Annotated in this window: 17 protein-coding genes and 1 other annotated feature; of the genes, 5 read left to right on the top strand and 12 right to left on the bottom strand. The window is 53.2% G+C overall.

Translation table 11 applies throughout. The features are described 5' to 3' along the window. Positions 1-62 precede the first annotated feature (62 nt). Entirely contained in the window at positions 63-341 is a 279-nt protein-coding gene (locus HMPREF9453_RS01110) for a hypothetical protein (RefSeq protein WP_008858713.1), read from the bottom strand. 256 nt (positions 342-597) lie between these two features. On the opposite strand from HMPREF9453_RS01110, the gene HMPREF9453_RS01105 reads away from it, so the two are divergent. Together HMPREF9453_RS01105 and queF are read left to right on the top strand one after the other, a co-directional pair. Then, positions 598-1,500, top strand: coding sequence for a LysR family transcriptional regulator (locus HMPREF9453_RS01105; protein ID WP_008858712.1), 903 nt, complete (start codon positions 598-600; stop codon positions 1,498-1,500). Between the two features lie 266 nt (positions 1,501-1,766). Next, a complete protein-coding gene (gene queF, locus HMPREF9453_RS01100; protein ID WP_008858711.1) occupies positions 1,767-2,261 on the top strand; it encodes a preQ(1) synthase in 495 nt (164 codons plus the stop codon). A 501-nt stretch (positions 2,262-2,762) separates the two neighbouring features. Here the strand turns inward: queF and HMPREF9453_RS01095 are convergent. The 3 genes from HMPREF9453_RS01095 to HMPREF9453_RS01085 are packed head-to-tail and all read right to left on the bottom strand — an operon-like array spanning position 2,763 to position 5,744. Beyond that, entirely contained in the window at positions 2,763-3,446 is a 684-nt protein-coding gene (locus tag HMPREF9453_RS01095) for an energy-coupling factor transporter transmembrane component T (protein WP_008858710.1), read from the bottom strand. Beyond that, entirely contained in the window at positions 3,443-4,261 is an 819-nt protein-coding gene (locus tag HMPREF9453_RS01090; protein ID WP_008858709.1) for an energy-coupling factor ABC transporter ATP-binding protein, read from the bottom strand. The genes HMPREF9453_RS01095 and HMPREF9453_RS01090 overlap by 4 nt, the downstream gene beginning before the upstream one ends. Continuing rightward, positions 4,254-5,744 (bottom strand): tryptophan transporter, encoded by a 1,491-nt coding sequence (locus HMPREF9453_RS01085; protein WP_008858708.1) that lies wholly within the window; start codon positions 5,742-5,744, stop codon positions 4,254-4,256. Before HMPREF9453_RS01085 ends, HMPREF9453_RS01090 begins: the two co-directional genes overlap by 8 nt. 55 nt (positions 5,745-5,799) lie before the next feature. Beyond that, positions 5,800-6,015 (bottom strand) — a binding site (T-box leader). Positions 6,016-6,581: 566 nt separating this feature from the next. On the opposite strand from HMPREF9453_RS01085, the gene HMPREF9453_RS01075 reads away from it, so the two are divergent. The 3 genes from HMPREF9453_RS01075 (at position 6,582) to potE (ending at position 11,802) form a co-directional block, all read left to right on the top strand. Further along, positions 6,582-7,751, top strand: coding sequence for a multidrug effflux MFS transporter (locus HMPREF9453_RS01075; RefSeq protein ID WP_008858707.1), 1,170 nt, complete (start codon positions 6,582-6,584; stop codon positions 7,749-7,751). Positions 7,752-8,188: 437 nt separating this feature from the next. Then, entirely contained in the window at positions 8,189-10,366 is a 2,178-nt protein-coding gene (gene speF, locus HMPREF9453_RS01065; RefSeq protein WP_008858705.1) for an ornithine decarboxylase SpeF, read from the top strand. Positions 10,367-10,425: 59 nt separating this feature from the next. After that, complete coding sequence (gene potE / locus HMPREF9453_RS01060) at positions 10,426-11,802, top strand: putrescine-ornithine antiporter (protein WP_008858704.1); 1,377 nt, start codon at positions 10,426-10,428, stop codon at positions 11,800-11,802. A gap of 914 nt (positions 11,803-12,716) precedes the next feature. On the opposite strand, the gene HMPREF9453_RS01055 is transcribed toward potE, so the two are convergent. The 8 genes from HMPREF9453_RS01055 to HMPREF9453_RS01015 all read right to left on the bottom strand — a co-directional run bounded on the left by HMPREF9453_RS01055 (position 12,717) and on the right by HMPREF9453_RS01015 (position 23,632). Beyond that, on the bottom strand, positions 12,717-13,091 hold the full coding sequence (locus HMPREF9453_RS01055) for an endonuclease domain-containing protein (protein ID WP_008858702.1): 375 nt from the start codon (positions 13,089-13,091) through the stop codon (positions 12,717-12,719). Between the two features lie 612 nt (positions 13,092-13,703). Then, positions 13,704-15,896 (bottom strand): ornithine decarboxylase, encoded by a 2,193-nt coding sequence (speC, locus tag HMPREF9453_RS01045; protein WP_008858701.1) that lies wholly within the window; start codon positions 15,894-15,896, stop codon positions 13,704-13,706. Positions 15,897-16,080: 184 nt separating this feature from the next. Next, on the bottom strand, positions 16,081-16,749 hold the full coding sequence (locus tag HMPREF9453_RS01040; RefSeq protein WP_008858700.1) for a TetR/AcrR family transcriptional regulator: 669 nt from the start codon (positions 16,747-16,749) through the stop codon (positions 16,081-16,083). Between the two features lie 10 nt (positions 16,750-16,759). Continuing rightward, positions 16,760-17,878, bottom strand: coding sequence for an ABC transporter permease (locus HMPREF9453_RS01035; RefSeq protein ID WP_008858699.1), 1,119 nt, complete (start codon positions 17,876-17,878; stop codon positions 16,760-16,762). Beyond that, complete coding sequence (locus tag HMPREF9453_RS01030; protein ID WP_008858698.1) at positions 17,875-18,981, bottom strand: ABC transporter permease; 1,107 nt, start codon at positions 18,979-18,981, stop codon at positions 17,875-17,877. Before HMPREF9453_RS01030 ends, HMPREF9453_RS01035 begins: the two co-directional genes overlap by 4 nt. Next, on the bottom strand, positions 18,957-20,732 hold the full coding sequence (locus HMPREF9453_RS01025) for an ATP-binding cassette domain-containing protein (RefSeq protein WP_008858697.1): 1,776 nt from the start codon (positions 20,730-20,732) through the stop codon (positions 18,957-18,959). Before HMPREF9453_RS01025 ends, HMPREF9453_RS01030 begins: the two co-directional genes overlap by 25 nt. Positions 20,733-20,738: 6 nt before the next feature. After that, on the bottom strand, positions 20,739-21,758 hold the full coding sequence (locus HMPREF9453_RS01020; RefSeq protein WP_008858696.1) for an efflux RND transporter periplasmic adaptor subunit: 1,020 nt from the start codon (positions 21,756-21,758) through the stop codon (positions 20,739-20,741). 368 nt (positions 21,759-22,126) lie between these two features. Next, positions 22,127-23,632, bottom strand: coding sequence for an efflux transporter outer membrane subunit (locus HMPREF9453_RS01015; protein WP_008858695.1), 1,506 nt, complete (start codon positions 23,630-23,632; stop codon positions 22,127-22,129). Between the last annotated feature and the right edge of the window lie 356 nt (positions 23,633-23,988).

Genomic DNA, 23,988 nt, shown 5'->3' with positions numbered 1-23,988 from the left:
TGAAAAAGCCTTTCATTTGAAAGTTTCATGGCTGTGCCGCCGCGCAGGGTTTCCCCCGCGTGTCAGGTAGCGGCGGAAACCGGACATCCCAAAACAGATGCCCCGTCATTCAGTTGTACAAAATCATTGCGCCCCAAAATCACAGAGGCGTAATGATTCCATCCTCCTGCACCGATGAAACCTTTGAAGAAGGAGGCAAATGGAGAAAGGATACGTTTGAAATTGAAATTCACCCGGGACGGCACCAGAAGATTGGCTCCTTCTACATAGAAGAAAGCCATGGCAAAGAGCAGGTACATGCTGCCGTACATTTCCAGGTCCATCAGTTCACCGATTTCCATATTGTCCTCCTTTCTTTGGTAAAAAATGTCACAATCTGACATGAACCCAAAGGGTCTATGATATAATGATTGCATACAGCCGGCCTTTATTTTTATAAAAAGGTCAAGTACCGGCGGTTAAATTTCCGAAATGTTTTATTGGTATTTTTAATACCCACTTATAGTATACTACTATAGCAAGAAAAAGGCAAATCTTTCGATATCCTTCAGAAAGCCTTTCTCTTTCCTGCAGACAGTTTGAAGTCAGGAGGCAGCCATGAAATTAAATTTCACTTCCCTGGAATATTTCCGGAAAGCGGCGAAAATGGAGCATCTCACCAAAGCAGCGGAGGCCCTCCATATCGCCCAGCCTGCCCTTTCCCGAACCATCAGGGGGCTGGAAGAGGAGCTGGGTGTCACCCTCTTTGAACGGGAAGGAAGAAATATCCATCTCACCAGGGACGGTCACATCCTTCTGAAGCATGCGGAAAATTTCCTGCAGGAATATGATGAAATGCAACAGGAATTCGCCGATTCTAAAAATCTCCAGCAGATGACAGTAAACCTTGCCATCCATTCCGCCACCAAGCTCATTCCTTCATTTCTGGCGGAATTCCGGAAAGACCATCCCGAAGCCATGATGGAAATCATCAACCCAAAGATGGAAGCCGCTCCGAAACATACGGATCTCACCCTCTATTCCAGCATTCATCATGTGGAGAATGAACATACCGTCACCCTTTTCCGGGAAAACCTGGTCATGGTGCTTCCCCTTTCCGACCGCCATGCCCGGCTGCCCTACATCAATCTGGCTGATTTCGCAGACAGAAACTACATCGCCCCGCCCAAGGGATTCGTGCTCCGGGACATCCTTGAAACCTACTGCGGAAAAGCTGGATTTTCACCAAAAATCGTCATGGAAAGCGACAACCCCGACACCATCCATGAATTTGTCAATGCCGGCCTTGGCATCGCCCTGGTCCCCCAGATGACCTGGTACAACGCCTACAGCGGTCTGGCCTCTCTCCCAGTGGGAGACATGGACTGCCACCGCTACCTGAATCTTTCCTGGAAAACAGAAGGAAAGCTGTCCCTCTCCGCCGTGCTCCTCAGGGAATACATTATCGACCACTTCTGGGAATACGTGAGAGAAAAGGCAAACAGCGAATTTCCCATGTGATTGGACGGGCCTTCGGTGTGAGGGTTCAGAGGGGAAGGTTGACGGCCCTTCGGGCCGAGGGTTGTGGTGGCGGCTTCGCCGCAGTTTTTATAGAATGATCCTCCCCCCCTATCGGGGTTCACACGACCTCGATCCCAATCCCGACCTCGATCCCGATCCCGATCCCGATCCCGACCTCGCCCCAAGGCGCCCCTCTATTTACATCTTTTCTTTCCTGTGATATTCTTGTTACAGTTACATTGAATTATATGAATGTGAGGTACGTTATGACAGAAAAGAGAGAAGGGCTGGATGAGCTGAAACAGCTGGGCAGCCGGAACACGAAATATACCTATGATTATGACCCGGGCCTTTTGGAGAGGATTCCCAACAAGCACAGTGACCGGGATTTCTTTATCAAGTTCAACTGCCCGGAGTTTACGAGCCTGTGCCCGAAGACGGGACAGCCTGATTTTGCCACCATTTATATTTCCTACATTCCTGACAAGTACATGGTAGAAAGCAAGTCTTTAAAGCTCTATCTTTTCAGCTACCGGAATCACGGTGATTTCCATGAGGACTGCGTGAATATGATTATGACCGACCTCATCCGTCTGCTGCGGCCGCGGTACATTGAAGTATGGGGAAAATTCCTCCCCCGGGGCGGCCTTTCCATCGACCCCTACTGCAACTACGGCATTCCCGGTACAGAATGGAAGGATTTCGCCCGTTTCCGTCTGCTCCATCACGATATGAATCCGGAAAAAGTGGATAATCGGTAAGTTCATTTCATTTAAAAAGTGACGGCTTTGGACACACCTTCGGTGTGAGGGTTGACGGGGCTGCGCCCCGAGGGTTGTGGCCGCCTGCCGGCGGCAGGTTATATTCGCTTCGCTCAGGGGGCAGGGAGAAAGGTTCTTAAGATGGACCGGCCTGCGGCCAGAGGGTTCTTAAGTTTGACGGCCTTTCAGGCCGAGGGTTGTGGTGGCGGCTTCGCCGCAAATTATAATAAGGGGCGCGGCTGACGCCGCGAGTTGTGTAGAAGGGTTGTGCATCCCACAGGGAAAATGACTCACTACATTTTGTGCGTCGCTTTCGCTCAGGAGGCGATGAGTTTTATATGTCCTATCCTCAGGGATCCAGGGCGTTCCATTCCGGTCTGGCAATCAGATGGATGGGGACAACGGCGGATGGCGGTCAGCGGATAGCCGGCAGCGGTCTTTACCGGCCTACGAATCCACTAAAAAAGCACCCTTTGGCAGGGTGCTTTTTTTATACCTGTTTCACATCCCCAGTTTCACCCGGCCGTAGATGACGGCAGCGGTGACGAGGAGGATGAGGACCATGAAGACGTAGTCTTTTCCCTTGGGCGCCACGCTTTCCATGAAGGTTCTCCGGGATCCGCCGAAGCCGCGGAGTTCCAGGGAGAGGGCCATGGTTTCGCTTCTTCCCAGGGAGCGGAGCATCAGCGGACGAACGATGGACATGTAGCGCTTGACCTGTTTGAAGAAGTTGCCTTTGACAGCCAGGCCGCGGCAGGCCTGGGCTTCGGAGACAGCTCTGTTTTCTTCAATGAAATCAGGGATGAAGCGAAGTCCTGCAGTGAACATGAAGGCGTATTCATAAGGTACCTTCAGCTGCCGCACCATGGAGGCGGTGAGATCCTGCAGTTTCACGGTGCCCAGGAGGTAAATGAAGATGATGGTCATGCCCAGCATGCGAAGGGCCGCCACCACCGATTCTTCGGTGGAGCCGCCGCCCACCTTTTCAATAGCTCCCAGAAGGGCAGCAAAGATGATGAGCATAATGAGGGCTTTGATATTTTTGAAAAGTTCACCGGATACGAGGAGGATGAGAAGTTCCAGAACGCAGAGGTAAAGGAGGCTTTCCGGCCGGTGAAGCACAATGGCCCATACGGCAGTGCCCAGGGTTAAAAGGATTTTTGTCAGGGGTACCAGATTTCTCATAAGGAAGCTCCTCCTTTCCGTTTCATAAATTCTTTGCAGAAGCTGTCCATGTCCCGGCAGTAGGGAGCGCCGGGGAGGCGCCGGCCCAGAAGAACTGCCGGCGGATAGGCCAGGCCCCAGTCTTCGGGGCGGTTGGCTTCGGAAAACAGGATTTCCGGCTTGTCATCAAAGACCACTTTGTGGCCTGCAATGACCACCACCCTGGTGCAGTCTCTGGCTACAATGTCCATGTCGTGGGTAACCAGGATAATGGTGATGCCTTTCTGCTGCAGTCTTTCCATGAGGGCCATGAGTCTTTTCTTTTCTCTGCCGTCCTGTCCGCTGGTAGGTTCATCGAGCACCAGGTATTCCGTATCCATGGCCAGGGCAGAGGCAATGGCCACCCGCTGCTGGTCGCCCCGGGAAAGGGTTCTCGGGTATTCCGCCGATAAGCTTTCCGTATCGGTATCCGCCATGGCGCGGTCGATGGCATCTTCCAGTTCCTGCCCCCGTTTTCCCTGATGGAAGGGGCCGAAGGCGATTTCCTCGCGCACCGTGGGCATGAACATCTGCCGGTCCGGCTGCTGGAACACATAGCCGATAAAGCGGCTTCTCTTCGAAGCATCTTCCTTTGTCACAGAGGTGCCATTGTAGACAATATCTCCGGAAGCTGGTTTTTCCAGTCCCGTAAGAAGACGGGTAATGGTGGTTTTACCGCTGCCGTTGCGTCCGGTGATGGCTACGAATTCTCCCTTGTCAAAGGAGAGGGACACCCCATCCAGGACCAGGGGCAGGTTTTTGGCGTAACGGAAAGATACATTTTTCAGCTCAAGCATGTTTCCCCTCTCCTTTCTCGAATGAATCCATCACAGACTGCTCTGCATCCCTGATGTTGAGGAACGGTTTTTCGAAGGAAATCCCCTGGTCTTCCAGGGTCAGCTGGGCGCGGTACATATCCGGAATGGCTTCTTCATAAATGTGATTCTGTTTCATGGCCCGCATCACTTCTTCCGGCGTGCCCTGGCTGATAATCTTTCCCTGATTCATGAGGATAAATTTCTTCGCAAAAGGCAGGGCAGCTTCCAGATGGTGTTCCGCCACAATCACCGTCAGTCCTTCCTTCCGGTTCAGTTCGCCCACCATTTCATAAAATTCGCGGATACCTTCCGGATCCAGCGCAGAGGTAGGTTCATCGAATACCAGTACTTCCGGCTCTTCCGCCAGCACCGCAGCCACCACCAGACGCTGGCACTGGCCGCCGGAAAGGGTGGAAACCTTCCGTTCCTCCAGTCCGTCCAGGTGAACCTTGGCCAGAGCTTCTTTTGACCGGCGGCGGATTTCATCCGGCGGAAATCCGTGGTTTTCCAGAGTAAATGCCATTTCTTCTCCCACGGTGAGGGTGACGATCTGGGCCTTGTAGTCTGAAAGGATGACGCCGATGGAGGATGCCAGATCCGCAATGGTGTGCTGGGTCACTGCCTTGCCGCCGGTGAAGACCATGCCTTCCATGGTGCCGCCGTAGTAATGAGGAATGGCGCCGGCCATGGACATGAGGAGAGTGGTTTTGCCGGCACCGTTAGGGCCGGTAACCACCACGAAATCTCCTTTGGATACTGCCATGGACACGTTATCCAGAGCTTTCTTCTTAGAGAAGGGATAGGTATAGGTCAGATGCTCCACGCTGATGACCCCTTCCTGCTGCTGCTTCAGCACCAGACCGCTGTGGTCGCTGTCCTCCACGTCGGACTCTGCCATGTAATGCATGGACTTGAAAAGGCGGAGCGCCGGGAAATAAAGGAACGGTGTGATAATGCCATTTCCGATACCCACCATGGCGACTGCCGGAAGCATACCATAGAGGTATACCTTCATAGGAATCCCCATGACCAGGGTCAGAATGGAAACGAAGGTGAAGCCAGACACGCAGGTGGTAATGAATCCTGCAATGGCAGGACGGAGAGAAAATTTCCCGATTTTAATGGGCGGCACGGAATGGGCAAAGAAGCCTGCCACATAGGCGCCGAAGAATTCGGAAGCAAAGTCGCCGTAGGGGAAAGCGGACTTACTGGTAAAAACTTCCATCAGCGCCGCCACCATGCAGATGCCCAGGCACTGCTTGTAGCTCGGTTTCGTCAGAAGAATAGCCACCACATAGCAGGCGATCATCCAGTTCGGCGTAAAACCTGCCACCGACGGAGAGACCAGATGGAGCAGCATGCCGATAGCCAGCATGAGGGTGGAAATGGTAAGCCAGCGGAACCGACCTCCCCTCGCCTTGGTAAAGACAAGTTTTGATACATCCATAACCTGTTCCATCATGACATTCCTCCTTAATCAATATAACAAAAAATCCTTTCGTCCCTCTGCTGAAAAGCAAAGGGACGAAAGGATCTATTTCCGCGGTACCACCCAACTTGGCAAATGCCCAACTCAGTTTCCTGTAACGGTGAAATCCGTCTGTCTCTACACCTATGGTTCGAAACAGCGCCTCCCAGGCCCATTCATCCAGACTGCCATACCGGACTTCCACTTGCGCCGGCTCCCTTGGATGGCTTCCATCAGGACTACTCTTCCTGTTCTATGGCTTTGTATTTGTATGTCAAGAGTATATCACCCCCGCAGGATGGTGTCAACGGGGATGGAAAAGGTTCTTAGGATTGACCGGCCTGACGGCCGGAGGGTTCGTAAGTTTGACGGCCTTTCAGGCCGAGGGTAGTGGTGGCGGCTGACGCCGCAAATTTTAAAGAGTACGTCCCTCTCCTCCTTTTTACTTGCCCACCCCCTTTCCGGGGTGGGTGGCGAGCGCAGCGAGTCGGAAGGGGGCGGCTGTATGGGCCCGCTCTGCGGCCCGGGTTCCGATAGTTCAGAGGTTGTGGTGGCGGCTGACGCCGCAGATTTTAAAGAGTGCGATCCTCTCCACTATTTTACTTCCCCGCCCTCATTCAGGGGAGTGCAAGTGCTAGAGGCGCCTCCACCGCCTGCCCTTGACAATTTCCAGCCCTCTTGTTATCATTTACTCAAGATAAGGAGCCGTAGGCTCCACACAGTAGAGCTGCGTTTTCTGAGCATCCGCAATATAAGCCGTTCAGCGCTGTTTAGCGTTGGGCGGCTTTTTTTGCAGGGCAGCCTGCTTCTTTGTATTTTCTGGAGGTTTGTATGAAAGTATCTGAAATCGGCCTTTTTATCTTTCTGGGTCTCATGACGGCGGTAGCGCCGCTGGCTACGGACATGTATCTTCCGGCCCTTCCCGAGCTGGCGGATTTCTTTGGTATTTCTCCATCCCTGGCCCAGCTGACTCTCACCATGACCATGGCGGGCATGGCGCTGGGGCAGCTCTTTGGCGGCCCTCTTTCCGACCGTTTCGGAAGGAAGGTTCCTATCCTTGTGGGCATGACTGTTTTTACTCTGACTTCCTACGGTGCCAGTGAGGCTTCTACGCCTTCGGTGCTTCTTTTCTTCCGTTTCGTACAGGGCTTTTTCGGCTCTTTCGGGCTGGTCATTGCCAGGGCCATTGCCCGGGATATCAAGACAGGCACTGAGCTTCTGACTCTGTATTCCGCCCTCATGATGATTAACGGTCTGGCGCCGGTGCTGGCTCCTGTGGCAGGAGGACAGATTCTCCGCTGGACTGACTGGAGAGGCGTTTTTTATGTGCTGACTGGTATCGGTCTCCTGCTGGCCCTGTCCTGTATCCCCTACCGGGAAACACTTCCCAAGGAACACCGTCTTCCCCGGCTCACTGCCGCTTTCCGCTCCTATCCCCATCTTTTCCATGATTCCTACTTTATGGGTCATTGTCTTCTGGAAGGGTTCCTTTTCATTTCTTTCTTCGGATATCTGGCCGGTTCTTCGTTCCTGTTCCAGCATATTTACGGTCTCAGTGCCCAGACTTACAGTTTGATTCTGGGCGTGGTGGGCGTGGGGCTTCTGCTTACAGGCCTTCTTCCGGCAGCCCTGGCAAAGAAGTTGCTGGATGATGCCATGCTGCGCCATTCTATTATTCTTTTCTTTATAGCAAGTCTTTTCCTGCTGGCCGGTTTTTATTTCCTCTGGCCCCTTCACCTGCTCATTCCCATCCTTATTATCACGGTCATTCCTTTATCCATTACAGAAACGGTGAGTATGTCCATGGCCCTTTCAAGGCAGGGAAAGAATGCCGGCGCCGCTTCTGCGCTGCTGGGATTCTTTACGGTAGCTCCGGGCAGTTTGACCATGCCTCTCACCGGTATTGCCGGGGAAGATACGGCTCTCCCCCTGGGGCTCCTCATGACTGGCGGCTACGCCCTCTGCCTTTTGTCCTACTGGAAATGGGTCCACGGAAGGTAATGACTCCGAACAATAATAACTATCTTGTTATTATTGTTCGGAGTTTTTTCTGCCAGCCATGCTTTCTTTCAGGAAATACAGATTTTTTCCGCCTTCTTCTTTCCGGCATTCTCTTTGCTTCTCATAGAATCCATGATTTTACAAACTATTTACATAATATAGACATGTATTTGTTCTGCATGGGCGCCATTCATCGAGGCTATTTATAGCAATATTGTTATAAATAGCCTCATATTTCGTTTTATCCATGCAATTTGTAATCATTTCGGGGATTTTTATTTTTTGCATGGAATCGGTATTGGAGTATTTTCTCCATTTTCTATACAATAAGCTCAGTAAAGGACATACGTCCCCTGCCGGGAAAGCGGCTTCGGTGATGTGCACACACCTTCCGCTTCCCATTCATAACAAAATGTTCAGTACAGGAGGTTTCAATCGTGAAACGTTTAAAAATTGCTTACTCTGACAAAGCACTCGAAATTTTCGGAGCCATTCCATCCCGCGAAACGGTAAACGTCAATGATACCGACTTTACCGATGTAGGTGCCGTAGTCATTACAGACACCGATACCGATGTGCTCAAGAAGGAAATGATTTTTGCCTTCCATATTCCGGTACTTCTCATCCGCACCAAGGAAGGCCCGGTAGCCGATGATGTCATCAGCAAGGTATATCGGGTGATTGACCTGAACGACACGGATCATGCTTTCTACAGCCGCCAGATTGAAAGCGCTGCTTCCCATTATGAAGAAAAAGTACTGCCCCCATTCTTCAAGGATCTGGAAAAATACGTGGAAAACGGATACTCCCAGTTTGACTGCCCAGGCCATCAGGGCGGCGCTTTCTTCCGCAAGCATCCTGCAGGCCGCGCATTCTACGATTTCTTCGGTGAAAACACTTTCCGCGCCGACCTGTGCAACGCCGACGTGGCCATGGGGGATCTCCTCATTCATGAAGGCCCGGCTCTGGCAGCCCAGAAGCATGCAGCCCGGGTATACAACGCCGACAAGACCTACTTCGTACTGAACGGCACTTCCACATCCAACAAGGTGGTGCTCAACGCTGTCCTCACTCCTGGCGATATCGTCCTCTACGACAGAAACAACCATAAGTCCATTGACCACGGCGCTCTGGTACTGGCCGGCGCAACTCCGGTATATCTGGAAACGGAAAGAAATGCCTTCGGCTCCATCGGCGGCATTCCGGAACACTGCTTCAATGAAGATTACATCCGGAAACTGGTGGCTGAAAAGGATCCGGTAAAAGCCAAGGCTAAAAGACCGATCCGCCTGGCAGTGATTCAGCTGGGCACCTACGACGGCTGCATCTATAATGCCCGCCAGGTAGTGGATAAGATCGGCCATCTCTGCGACTACATTTTCTTCGATTCCGCATGGGTAGGCTATGAACAGTTTATCCCCATGATGAAGGACTGCTCTCCTCTGCTTCTGGACCTGGGACCGGAAGATCCCGGCATCTTCGTCACCCAGTCCGTCCACAAACAGCAGGCCGGCTTCTCCATGACCTCCCAGATTCACAAGAAAGACTCTCACATTAAAGGCCAGGACCGCTATGTACCTCATAAGAGAGTGAACAATGCATTCATGATGCACGCTTCCACTTCCCCGCTGTACCAGCTTTTCGCAGCCCTTGACGTGAATGCCAAGATGCATGAAGGCGAAGCAGGCAGAAAGCTCTGGATGGACGCTGTGAAGCTTGTGATTGAAACAAGAAAACAGGTGCTCCGCAACTGCCACTACATCCGTCCTCTGGTTCCTCCGGTGGTTTACGGAAAGAAATGGGAAGATGGAGACACCGAAAAGATGGCTAACGACATCAATTACTGGGCTTTCGAACCGGGCGCCAAATGGCACGGATTCGACGGCTACGGCAAGGGCCAGTACTTCATCGATCCCATGAAGCTGCAGTTCGTCACTGCCGGCATTGATGTAGAAAACGGCGGCTATGAAGATTTCGGCATTCCAGGAAACATTCTGGCCAACTATCTCCGTGAAAACGGCATTATTCCGGAAAAATGCGATCTCAACGACATCCTCTTCCTCATGACCCCTGCGGAAAGCGAAACAAAGATGAACGACCTGGTAGCAAAGCTCATCCGTTTCGAACAGCTCATCGACCAGGATGCGCCCATGTCTGAAGTGCTCCCCTCCATTTATAACGCTTACGAAGAAAAATACAGAGGCTACACCATCCGCCGTCTCTGCCAGGAAATGCATGATTTCTACAAGGACCGCAAAGTTTCCACTCTGCAGAAGGAACTCTTCCTGAAGGACTATTTCCCGGAATACGTGATGAATCCCCAGGAAGCGCAGTATGAATTCATGAGAGCCCATGGCGAACTGGTGGACCTGGCTGATGCAGAAGGCCGCACCGCCCTGGAAGGCGCTCTCCCCTATCCGCCAGGAGTACTCTGCGTACATCCCGGTGAAAAGTGGTCCAAAACCGCTGTCACCTATTTCCTGGACCTGGTGGAAGGCATCAACCAGCTGCCCGGCTTTGCTCCTGAAATCCAGGGCGTTTATGTACAGCCTGGCGCTGATGGAAAGAAACATGCCTATGGCTATGTGCTGAAAAAGGAATTTGAAAAGAAATAAACTCATAGGGAAGCGGGGAAACAGGGTTTCCCCATCCTTCCTTATCAAAGGAGACAAACATGAGTAAAGCAAACAAAATGAGCGTTTTCCAGCTCACCATCCTGACAGCAGTCAATATGATGGGTTCCGGCATTATCATGCTGCCATCCAAACTGGCTCAGGTGGGTGCCCTGTCCATCGTTTCCTGGCTGGTAACGGCCGTGGGATCCATGGCTCTGGCCTATGTATTTGCCAAGTGCGGCATGTACAGTAAAAAAGGCGGCGGCATGGGCGGCTATGCTGAATATTCCTTCGGCAAGGCCGGAAACTTCCTTGCCAACTACACCTATGGGGTGTCCCTGATTTTTGCGAACACCGCCATTGCCATTTCCGCCGTAGGCTATGCCCTGGGTTTCCTGGATACGACTCTGGACCCGGTCATGACCTGCGCTGCCACTATCTTCACCCTCTGGCTGGCTACCGTTCTTAACTTCGGCGGCGCCAAGTATACCGGCCAGGTTTCCTCCATCACCGTATGGGGCGTCATCATTCCCTGTATCGGCCTCGCTTTCGTAGGCTGGTTCTGGTTCTCCCCCTCCATGTACACCGCTAACTGGAATGTCCATGACCTGGGCTTCGGTGAAGCTGCACTGAACGCCATCACCATGACCCTGTGGGCTTTTCTGGGTATGGAATCGGCCTGCGCCAATGCCGATGCCGTGGATAATCCGGAAAAGAACGTGCCGAAAGCCGTTCTCGGCGGCACCCTGCTGGCAGCAGCCTGCTACATCGTTTCCACCAACATTATCTTCGGTATCGTTCCTGCTGACGTTCTCGTCTCCAGCTCCGCTCCCTTCGGCCTCGTATTCTCCCAGATGTTTGGCGGCACCGTAGGCAAGATCATCATGGGCCTCATGGTTCTCTCCTGCTTCGGTTCCCTCCTGGGCTGGCAGTTCACCATTGCCAACGTATTCAAGGCAGGCAGCGATGAAGGATACTTCCCGGCCTTCCTGAAGAGAGTGACTTCCCACGGCGCTCCCATCGCCGGCATGGTGGCCATCACCATCATTCAGTCCCTCTTCTCCCTCATGACCATCAGCCCCTCCCTGAACGAACAGTTCGAGACCCTGGTCAACCTGGCAGTCATTACCAACATCATGCCCTACCTCCTCTGCATGGCTTCCGTGGTAGTCATCATGAAAGCTGTAGATCATGTAGGCAGCGAACTGAAAACCACGAAACTCATCGCTTTCATCGCTTCCCTCTACAGCCTCTATGCATGCTACGCCTCCGGCTTTGAAGCCATGACCTACGGCGCCATCGTCACCGTATTCGGCTGGACCCTCTACGGTTTCGTATCCGACCGCTTCGACCTGAAAAAGGCCAAAGCCGACAACGAAGCCGTGGCCTCCGGCAAAGCTCCCGCTGACGCTGTTCCTGCAGCTGCAGAAAAATAAAATATGGCCTGTCTGGGGCAGAACAGGCCATACCATATAACATCCTCTACAACAGAAAACCACCGTCCTCTTTGAGGGCGGTGGTTTTCTATGGACAAGCCCCTATGGGGCTTGAGGGTTGACGGCCCTTCGGGCCGAAGGTTCTTAAGGGGCTTAAGTTTGACACGGCCTACGGCCGTGAGGGTTGTGGTGGGCGCCTCTAAATTATAAAAGGCGCCAAATTATATGATAAAAACTATATAACCGCCCTGGCGGGTGAGGGAATGCACACCGACTTCGCTGGATGGCGTCTCACTGGATTCGCGGGTCACGGAGCTCCCCTATGAATCCAGTTCCTTTGCCACCCGGGCGGGGGAACTTTACTCTCCGCTATGTGTTGAGCTGCTTAAGTTAGCAGTAAGGCAAGCGCAGAGCAGACTTCCCCCACCGGGGGAAGTACCGCCGCAGGTGGGGATAGGGGTACATTTCCTCGCGCCCCAGGCGCGGTTGTATGGTTTCCACTGCAGAATGCCTATCATAACGTATGACGCAAAAAGGTAAATCCGTAACGCTGACTTTATACTCATCGCCCGAAGGGCGTTACCACTGGGGAGGTGGGTGCCCTTATGGACAGCCCCTTTGGGGCGTGAAGGTTCGGCGCCTTTGGTGCCTGGGTTCAGAGGGTTCTGCCTGCCTTTGGCAGGCGGGTTCAAAGGGTGGTGGTATCGCCCTGCGGGCGATGAGTTTTATAGCCCGCTTGGCGAGCACCGGCCTCCATTGGAGGCCTCCCCCCTCCACCACTTCGTGGTCCCCCTCCCCTCGCAAGCGGTGGGAGGCAAGGCTTAAGAGCGCAGTCCTCTCATGTTACCTGCCCACCCCCTTTCCGGGGGTGGGTGGCGAGCGCAGCGAGACGGAAGGGGGCGGCCGTACATTCTTCACTCTTTTATCCTTTCTTTTATGGTCCTTTCGATTTCTATGCAGACTTCTCTAAAATGAAGGTTAACCTGCCCATTGTAGAAACGGATAACATGAATATGACAGCTTTCAAGGAAAGCGGTTCTTTTCATGTCGTAGGCCAGTTCTTTTTCAGTGTAGTGCTGGCTCCCGTCCAATTCTATGACCAGGCGGGTTTGTGGGCAGTAAAAGTCACAGATGTAGTGACCTATGATTTTCTGTCGGTAAAAGCGAAAGCGGTGTTTTCGAAGGAAAAGATACCACAATTTCCTTTCTTCCTGTGTCATATGACTTCGAAGTTCTTTTGCTTTTTCCAAGAGAGAGCGGTCTTCAGGCATCATGTATTTCTTATCCATAGGAGCCTCCGGATGAAGCCGTAGATATTGCAACGTGAATGCATCACCAGTGAACAGTTAAATATCAGCTTTTAGTTACTGACTCATCTTGTGCCCGCATGGCGGGCACTGGCTTTTATAGCCCGCTTGGCGAGCACCGGCCTCCATTGGAGGCCTCCCCCCTCCACCACTTCGTGGTCCCCCTCCCCCCGCAAGCGGTGGGAGGCAAGGCTTAAGGGCGCAGTCCTCTCCTCCATGTTACCTGCCCACCCCCTTTCTGGGGGTGGGTGGCGAGCGCAGCGAGACGGAAGGGGGCGGCCGTATGGGCCACTCTGTGGCCCGGGTTCTGAGGGTTCAAAGGGTGGTGGTATCGCCCTGCGGGCGATGAGTTTTATAGCCCGCTTGGCGGGCACCGGCCTCTATTGGAGGCCTCCCCCCACCACCACTTCGTGGTCCCCCTCCCCCCGCAAGCGGTGGGAGGCAAGGCTTAAAGGCGTGGTCCTCTCCTCCATGTTACCTGCCCACCCCTTTCCGGGGGTGGGTGGCGAGCGCAGCGAGACGGAAGGGGGCGGCCCTGCCAAGCTGAAGGCGGATACCTGACAGCGGTCTCGCTCGATGCCATTTCCCTATTTCTCAGCCATTCTTATAGTCTTTTTCATATTCCTTTTTCAGCACATAGCCTTTGGCTTTTCCATGGCCCATGCTGTCTTTTTCCAGGTACACGCCCTGCAGTTCCGGGGCGAAGCCGGGGAGGATATCGGCGGTTTCTGCGAAGTCCAGGAAGTAGTCTAAAGCGATGCGGGTCCATCTTTCTCCGGGCTGCACGCAGGTAACGCCCGGCGGGTAGGGCACGGCGGCCTGGAGGGCTACTCTGCCTTCTGCCTCGTCCAGAGGGATCAGTTCTCCCTGACCTCTCACCAGGGCCCAGTTGGCTTCCTGGGGGCTCATGAAATATTCGGGGAAGTAGGCTTTCAGGAACATTTTCTTCTGCAGTACGTTGATTTTCTTTGCCTTGTAAAAGTCATGGAGTTCCTGGCAGAGCTGCCGGATGGTGTAGCGTTCGTAGCGGGACTGATATTTCCTGTATACCGTAGGAAGTACCATTTCCATGGGGGAATCGTTGTCTATATGGGCTTCAAACCGGATGAGCTTGGTAATCAGGTTATCCAGCTTTGTTTTCGATTCGGCCGGCGTCATAAGGAAGAGAATATCGTTGAGGTCGCACTTTTCGGGTATAATCTGGCAGTCCCGAAGGTAATCGGCCAGAATGATGGCGGGAATGCCGAAGTCTTCGTATTCCCCGGTTTCCATATGAATACCCGGTGTCATGAGCTGCAGTTTCAGGGGATCTATGAAATACTGGCCCTTGGCGTAGCCCTGGAAGGAGTGCCATTTGCCGCCCGGCTCGAAGGCGAAGTAGGCAATATCCTCCGCCATTTGTTCCGTATCCCCTTCTTCCCATTTCTTCCCATGGACCACAGGGGGAACAATGGGACGGAGGTAGCGGCAGTGGCGGAGCACTTTTTTTCTGGCTTCAATGGCATTGATAATGCATTCATGCCACAGCATTTTCCCTGCATCGCCTTCCTGCATTTTGGCATTCATGTCCAGAGAGGCAAAAATCTGGTAGTTCGGGGAGGTGGATGAATTTACCATGAAGGCATTATTAAAAATCTTATGAGGCACATACCGCGCCTGCCCCTTGATGTGAGAGTCTTTTTTCAGAATCTGGGAGGCCTGGGAGAAACCGGCCTGCTGCTTATGAATGGACTGGGTCACAATGATGCCGGGGTCGTCGGGCTTAAGGTCAAGGAGCAGGGGGCTGCAGTCCTTCATCATGGGGATGAACTGTTCATAGCCTACCCAGGCGGAATCGAAGACGATGTAGTCGCAGAGATGGCCGATTTTTTCCACCACCTGCCGGGCATTGTAAATGCAGCCGTCATAATTTCCCAGCTGGATTACCGCCGCCCGAAGGGGCCTGTCCATGCGGGCCCGCCGGGGATCTCTTTCCGCAATGAGCATGCGGATGTATTCTTCATTAAAGCAGTGATCCAGCACCCCGCCGATGAGGCCGAAGGGGTTCCTGGCGGTTTCCAGGTAGATGGGAATGGCACCGGCCTGGATCAGGGCGCCGTAGCCTACGGACTTATGGTTGTTTCTTTCATAGAGCACCAGATCTCCCGGCGTGAGGAGGGCATTCATAACCACCTTGTTGGCACCGGACGTGCCGTTCAGAATGAAATAGGCTTTGTCTGCATTAAACACCCGGGCCGCATGTTTCTGGGCCGCCAGGGCTGCCCCTTCATGAATGAGAAGGTCCCCCATGGCCACGTCGGCGTTGCAGAGGTCACTGCGGAAAGTATTTTCCCCATAGAAATCATAAAAAATACGGCCTGCCGGATGCTTTCTGAAATAGGCTCCCCCCTGGTGCCCAGGGCAGTCAAACTGGGCGTTTCCGCAGTCCACATAGTTCTTCAGCGTCTTAAAGAAGGGTGGCAGAAGGGAATCTTCATAGGAAGATGCGGCCTGTTCAATCTGCCGTTCAAAATAAGGCCGGGAAAGGGACCGGGTGTCAATCATTCCGTACACATGGCCCAGGGTGTTATCCGTCCTTTCCTCATGGCCATGGACGATGAGGAAAAGGGGAATGTGAAAAGCCTTAACCCTTCTGTCATGGATAATGGATTCATCTTCCTCCGTCACCACCAGGGCAGCAATATCTGTGAAATCCGTTTCTTCTGCCGCTGCAGCCTTCCGTGTGGGAATAGGCGCAAACAGCTCCAGCGCCTTCTTCGTATATGCAACCTTTAAATGCTCCTGCATGGGAATTCCTCCTGTCCCCTACGTGAATTTATATAGTAAGTATATCAAATGGAAAGGAAGGTTCAAAGGGTTCAGAAGATTCAGGGGGCTGCAGCAGCGGCTGGCGCCGCCGGTGAAGAATGACGGCGCCCGATGAAAAGGAGTCTGCCGTCTGACTCTCTGCCTATCTTCAAATCTTAAAATCTTACTTTTCCTTCCCTTTCCATTTCTCCTTCAGCCGGTCCAAGCCTGCGAAGACGAATTCTTTCAACAGGTCCGCTTCTTCCATTTTTTCTTTTCTGTCTCTTTTGGACAGGCCGTACATAACAAGGCCCATCTGGCGGTGGCCGGAGAGGAGGAAAATGAGGAAAGGCGAAAGGGCGGCCAGAAAGGCCCGGGGCACTCTGGCATCATGGGCAGGAAGGCCCAGATAACTGGAAAGGATATCCAGCACCGGCGTCAGCTTTCGCCCGATATAGCTTTCCACAAACCTGGTGAATACGTCCGACGGATTAATGAGTTCCCGTATGCTCACCTTTACCTGCCAGCTTTCAGAAAAGAGGGCTTCCTTCACATATAAATCCAGGAGCTTCATCAGTTTCTCCCGGGGCCCTATGTCCATATGGTAAATGGTTTCTATTTCCACCGGCGAAAGGACATAGTGGTATACCTCATCCAGCACTGCCTGATAGAGACCTTCCCGGCTGCCGAAGTGATAGTTCACAGCTGCCATATTGACCCCTGCCAGACGACAGATATCCTTGCTGGTGGTACGGTCATAGCCCTGGTCTGCTATCAGGCGGCCGGCGCACTGAATGAGCCGGGCTTTTGTTTCTGCGCCGTCTTCCCTTGTATTCTTTTTGATGGATTTCATAGATTCACCTTCAATTCATATGATGCCGGAACAGGTACCCCGCAATGGTGAGGGTCACCAGGGATATGACGGCCAGGGGCACAAAATTCCAGGCCAGCTCTCCGAAGGTAAGGCCTTCCAAATAAATGCGCCGTATCAATTCCAGGGCAAAGCGCAGGGGATCCGCATAGGTCACAAGCTGCAGGAAAGGAGGCATATTCCTTACCGGCGTAATAATGCCGGAAAGAAGGGCCATAGGAATCATGAACACAATGACGTAGACCAGCACCTGCTGCATGTTTTTGGAAATAGAGGATACAATGAGCCCGCAGCCGGTAGAGCTTAAAAGGTAGAAGAAAAGGGCTGTATAGAAAGTCACAAGGGAGCCTGCAAAGGGCACGTTAAACCAGAAGTAGCTGATGCAGAGGAGAATGGTGCACTGGATAAATCCCACGATCATGGGAGGCACTGCCTTCCCCACAAGAATCACCACCGGAGAGACCGGCGCCACCAGAAGCTGCTCGAAGGTGCCTTCTTCCCTTTCCCGGGCCACCGAAAGGCCTGCCAGGAGAAAGACCTGGGCAAAGCTCAAAAGGCCGATAATACCGGGCAGGAAGAACCAGCGGGTAATCTGGTTCGGATTGAACCAGGTCCTGCTTTCTATGGTCACCGGGCTTTCCCTTCCGGCCCTTTCCAGATTGAACTGTCCCACAATATGGGCGGCATAGGCCGAAGAGAGGCCGGCGGTCATGGTATTTCTGCCATCCGTAATGATCTGGATATCCGCTTTTTCTCCCCCATCCAGTTTTCGCTGGAAATCGGCGGGAATGAACACCGCCATCACCGCGTCGCCCCGGGTAATGATAGTCCCCATTTCATCGGGACTCTGCAGCGTGGCCACCCGATGGAAAAGTCCGGTGCCATCAAAGCGGGAAAGGAGGCGGGAGGAATCATAGCTCCTGCTTTCATCCACTGCCACATAGGGTGCGTCTTCCAGATTGTAATTGGCGGCATAGCCGAAAAGGAACCCCAGAATGATGACCGGCACCACCACGATGCGGCGGGTGGCGGGATCATTCCAGATAGCCATGATTTCCTTCACGCAGATTACCCGAAGCTGCTGGAGGAAGAGTCTGAGGTCATCCATCATTCCACCTTCTTCCTGGTCATGCCGAAGGCAGCACTGACAAAAAACAGGGCATACAGCATAAGGAGCCCTCCCTCTTTCAGAAGAAGGCCTGTATCGGTGCCGGAGAGGAAGAGGGTCCTGATGGAAATAAGATAGTGGGAAAAGGGCAGCACTTCCCCTACGGCCTGTACGAATTCCGGCGTAGAGCGAAGGTCAAAAATGAAGCCCGACAGCACCAGGCAGGGCAGGAAGCTGATGAGCAGAGAAAACTGGCAGGCCAGGAACTGCCTTTTCGTAATGGCAGATATTACCAGCCCTATGCCCAGGGCCACCAGAAGATACACCATGGAAATCAGAATCAGTGCTATCAGGGACCCCTCTATAGGCACCTCGAAGAGGAAGCGGGACAGCACCAGGCAGATGCCCATGCCCAGAAGGGCCACGCAGAAATAGGGCACCATTTTGGCCAGCACCAGCTCCATGGGCTTCACCGGCGTGACGAAGAGGGATTCAAAGGTACCCCGCTCCCATTCCCGGGCCATGACCACAGAGGTCAGCATGACCCCCACGATGGTCATAATGAGCATGATAAGACCGGGAATGAAGAACCAGGTACTGGAATTGTCATCGTTAAACCACATGCGGGAAACGATGGAAATTCCGCCTTTACCGGTGAGCCCTTCCTTTGCCATCCAGGCGGACAGGGAGCTTTCCACATAGGAGCCGGTGCTCATGGCCGTGGCCGTTTCCACACCGTCCATAATGACCTCAACCTTCGCCCGTCCTTCATAGAGGGAGGAGGTGAAATCGGGAGGAATATCTATAATGACATTTACGTCCCTGTCCAGAAGCTGTTTTTCCGCCTCTTTCATGCTTGTCACATAAACCGGTGAAAAGTAGTCGGACCCGTTCAGAAAGCTCACGGCATCCTGGGCTTTGGGCGATGCATCTTCCAGCACCACGGCGCAGGGTACGTTCTTCACATCCAGAGATATGCCGTAACCGATGATAAGGATCAGAATGATGGGGAGCACGATACCCAGAAGAAGAGAACTGGAATCACGGATGAGCTGGAGAAATTCTTTGTAAATCAGCGCTTTCATGCGCCGGCAGAATCCTTCCATGGATTTCTCTCTCCTTTCTTCCTTGCTTCATCAACGATTTTAATAAAAATATCATCCATATCCGCCCGGGGTTCCTTCAGTTTTCTTCTGATTTCTGAAGGACTTCCGATGGCCAGCAGCTGGCCGTTATCCTGAATCATGAAACGGTCGCAGTACTCCGCCTCTTCCATGAAATGGGTGGTAATGATAATGGTGGTCCCCCGGGCGGCCAGGGTGGTAATCTGCCGCCAGAAATTGCGTCTTGCCAGAGGGTCGATGCCGGAGGTGGGCTCATCGAGAAACAGGATTTTAGGCTCATGAATAAGGGCACAGGCCATGGACAGGCGCTGCTTGTAACCGCCAGGGAGATCACCCGCCTTCATGTCCAACCGGTTTTCCAGATGAAATTCCTTCACCACTTCCCTGATCCGTTCCTTCTTCTTTGCCGGTGCCAGTCCATAGAGACCGCCGAAGAAATTCAGATTTTCCCGCACTGTCATGTGGCTGTAAAGGGAAAATTTCTGAGCCACATAGCCTATGTTGGCCCTGGCCCTGGTTCTGGCCTTTCTCAAATCCACCCCTGCCACCGAAAGGAAACCGCTGGTTTCCGGCAGAAGGCCGCAGAGCATTTTGAAAGTGGTGGTCTTTCCGGCACCGTTAGGTCCCAGCAGGCCGAAAATTTCACCCTTATGCACTTCAAAGGACGTATTGGCTACCGCTGTGAAATCGCCAAACTTCTTCACCAGATTTTTCACCCGGATATTGACCTCTTCTGAAGGCCGGCCGCCTTCATCCAGGGCTCTTTCGCTGTCCGGTGAAGATTTCAGCACCGACGGCTCCGCTTTCCTTAGAAGAATCATAAAGCCGTCCTCCAGACGGGGTTCATCGGCTTCCGCCTTGAGACCTCCGGCCTCCAGACAGGGAATTACCATGCCCTGCTTTCGGGCAATGAAATGGACCTCCCCGCCCCGGGGCACCGCGTCCACCACATGATCATCATCGTCCAGTAAATGGGCCTGGAGAATCCGGGTAGGCATTCCCGCCTCCGGCATGACCCGGTAGGTACGTCCCCTGGCCAGGTTCCGCAGATCCTCCGGCGTGCCATCAGCCAAGATACGGCCCTTGTTCAGCACAAACACATGACGGCACATTTCCGCTTCATTCATGTAGGCAGTGCTGACGAAAATAGAAAGATGCTCCTCCTTCACAAACTCCTTCAAAATGTCCCAGAGCTCCCGCCGGGACAGGGGATCCACCCCCACCGTAGGCTCATCCAGGAGAAGCAGGTCCGGCGAACGGACCAGGGTGCAGGCAAGGCCCAGCTTCTGCTTCATGCCGCCGGACAGCTTCCCCGCAAATCGGCCGGTGAACCGCTCCAGCCCCATCATTTCCAAGAGCTTTTGGAAGCGGGCAGGCCGCTTGTCCTTCGCAACGCCGTGCAGGTCGGCATAGAGATTCATATTCTCTGCCACCGTCAAGTCCTCATAGAGTCCGAATTTCTGGGGCATGTAGGAAATGCGGCTCTGGATTTCCTGCGCATCTTTCACACTGTCAAGACCCAGGACGGAAAGACTGCCGGAGGAAGGCGCCATGAGGCCCGCAATGAGCCGCATGAGGGTAGTCTTTCCGGCGCCGTCAGGACCGATCACCGCCGTAAGCTCTCCCCTTTTCACGGAAAGGGACAGATGGTCCAGGGCAGGAAGGACGCCCCCTTTGATGGCAAAGCCTTTATACAGGTCTTTGGCCCTGATTACAGAGTCTTCCAATGTCATCACCCTTTACAGTCCGATTTTTACCGTAGCCGGCATGCCCATGCGCAGTCTGTTTTCCGGATCTGTCACATACACCCGCACCTCATAGAGAAGGGCCGTGCGGAGTTCCGAGGTCTCCACATTTTTCGGCGTAAACTCAGCGGTGGAGGAAATATATCCGATCTGGCCCTTCACCGGATTTTTCGGATCGCTGTCCGTATACACCCGGGCGTCCATGCCTTCATGGATTTTGCCCAGGTCCCCTTCCTTCACATACACCCGTACCCATTTCTTCGTATTCAGGGACATGCGGAACACCGGCTTCTGGGGAGAAGCCATATCCCCCACTTCCATAAGACGGGACCGGATGACGCCGTCCTGGGGCGCCGTCAGTTCCGACTGGGACAAGGTATACTCTTCCTGCTTCAGCGTATTCTTAAGCGCATCCAGCTGGGCTTCCCCGGCCGCCACATCTTCACTTCTGGGGCCGGCCACAGCCAGATTCTGTGCTTCCTCTGCCTCATTCACCTTTGCCTCGGCCACCTGAAGCTTCGTCCTGGCATCTTCAAGGACCTGGCGGCTTACGGACTTGCCGCCGGAAGCCTGGAAAGCATCCTGTTTTCTCTGGTAATCAGAAGTCAGGAAATCCTTTTCTGCCCGGGCTTCCCGGACCTTGGCTTCAGCGCTCCGCAGATCTTCTTCCCTGGTGCCGTTATGAAGTTTATCCACCACTGCCTGCTGGGCATCGACCTGGGAACGGGTAATGTCCATGCGATGCTCCAGATCCGCCGTGTCCAGCTTCGCCAGCACCTGTCCCTTCTTCACCGCATCCCCTTCCTCCACAAGGATATCGGAAATGCGGTCGCTGTTCTTAAAGGCCAGTGACACCTCCCGGAGATCCACATTGCCATAGAGCACCAGCTGATGCGCCGCCTCTTCCGCCGCTTTGCGGCTCCTGTACTCATAGCACCCAAAGCCCACGGCCAGTATAAGAAGGGCCGCTATGAGAATAAAGGCTTTTTTATGCTCCCTGCATTTTTCAAACATACTATACACCTCACATTTTTATATTAAACACGCCCTTCGAACGGTCAGCCGACAATAAGAAGGCCCTTTTATGGGCAGGCTAAGGGCCAACTTCGACTGACTTGCGCATTCTATGCAGAATGCGCACATGAGGGTTCAGAAGGTTCAGAAGGTTCAAAAGGTTCAAAGGGTTCAGAGGGTGGTAGTGGCGGCTTCGCCGCAGATTATAGCGGCTGGCGCCGCGGGTTGGGTAGAAGGTTTGCCCGCTTCGCCCTGCGGGCGATGAGTATAAGGAACCATCCGCACCGCTTCGCAAAGCTCGTTCCCTGGGAACGCCACCTATGTCATCCCGGGAGAATCGGACAGCCGTAAGCTGATAGGCCTGCTCTCTATTTTCTCCCTTTTTCCAGCCCCTCATCCAGCGGTTTCCAGCCGCCGCCCAATGCTTTGAAGAGAGATACCATGTCGGTGAGTTCCTTTCCTTTGGACAGGGTATAGTTCTGGTCCAGGGACAGGTAATGGCGCTCTGCGTCCAGGACTCCCATGTAGTCGGAAAGGCCGTAGGTGAACTGGTTCTGTGCCAGATCCAGTGCTTCTTTGGCCTTATTTCTTCCCTGTTCCAGAGAGTCCTTCCGGATCTTATCCTGGCTGATGGCAGTCATGGCGCTTCGTACTTCACCGGCCGCCTTGAGCACCGTATTTTCATAGGCACTCTGCATTTCTTTTTCCTTTTCGCTCTGTACCCTTACATTTCTTTTCAGCGCGCCGCCGTTAAATAAAGGATAGGACACCTGAGGCATAATGCCGAAGGCGTGGCTGCCGGCAGAGAAGAGGCCGCCGGAAAGGGCTGCCAGCCCCAGCACGCCCAGAATGGAAAACTTCGGCTTCATTTCCGCCTTTGCTTCCTTTGTCTTTGCTATCTGCGCAGCCCAGGCCATTTCCGCCGCGCGCACATCCGGCCGCTGGCGAAGCACCTCCGCCGGAATGGCATTGTACATGGCGCTGTCGATATCCGGAAGAGGCGAAGGGGTAAGGAGCTTATCATTCAGCGCCCCCGGTACCGTGCCGGTGAGAATGGAAATCCGATTGGCTGTATCTGCGATTTCCGTCTTCAGCTCCGGCACTTTCGCTTCCGATTCATGAAGTGTATAGGACGCCTGGTCTGCAGGGAGGGATGAGAGAAGGCCCGCATTCTCGTTCACCTGAAGAAGGGCGAGATTTTCTTTCTGATTATGGATATGGGCTTCCGTCACCGCCAGCTCTTCCTGCAGGGTGCGGAGGGTGATGTAATTCATGGCCACTTCCGCCGAAAGGGATACCCAGGTGGAGTAGAGAGCGGCCCTTTGGGCTTCCAGCGATTTTTCCGACGCCTTTACTTTAGACCGGTTTTTACCGAAGAAATCCGGTTCCCAGGACGCATCCAGTCCGGTGTAGGTAAGATTATGGCTGTTATCGATGGTCATGCCCGGCACCTTTTCCAAAGCCGATGGAGTGACATCGGTGATCACCCCTTCCGGTGCCTCTGCCCTCACCCATCCGGCGCCTGCATTCACCCAGGGCACCAGAGAAGCTTTCGTCATGCCCAGCGCCTCCCTGGCCTGTTTCAGTCTTGACTCTGCCTGGGCCAGGTCCCGGTTATGGTCCAGGGCGGTATAAATCAGGGAGTCCAGGGTATCATCATGAAATACTTTCCACCATTCCGCCAGCACCTCCGGCGAAAGGGTGGCTCCCTTTTCTTCTGTGAAATAGGGGTTCCCGTACATGGACGCCAGAGCCGTCCATGACGTTTTCTCAAGATTCACCGGTTCCTCTGCTTTTCCGGAAAGGGGAACCATACAAAAAGCAGCCGCTAATAGGGAAACCATGCCAAGGGCTGCTTTTCTTTTTTTATCCATGCCGCCACCTCCTTACAAGCTGGATATGCATGAAAGGGAAGGCCATCTGATGCCTGTCCCTGTCTGATTCATTTCTATCCCTATTATATATAATTCAAATTTGAATTTCAATTTCTCCTTCCCCTTCTCCTTACCTTATATAATATATCTTAGTGTAAAATTTTACTCGGTAGGGGAATTTTTCCAGAAACAATAAAAGAGGAAAGCCTCCCCTTGAGTGGAAATGTTATAATTTCCGTGGCAAAGAATAAAACAAAGAAAGGTCTTTCCTCATGGATATTATAACAAAAACTGGAGAAATTTGGAGTGAAAATGCAATAGGAGCAGTTATTTCTATCATCAAGGAATCTGATGAT

This window comes from Dialister succinatiphilus YIT 11850 (assembly GCF_000242435.1).
In the GTDB taxonomy this organism is placed as follows: Bacteria; Bacillota; Negativicutes; order Veillonellales; family Dialisteraceae; genus Dialister; species Dialister succinatiphilus.
The sequence above is the reverse complement of the archived record's forward strand: the minus strand, read 5'-3'. Positions and strand labels throughout refer to the sequence as shown.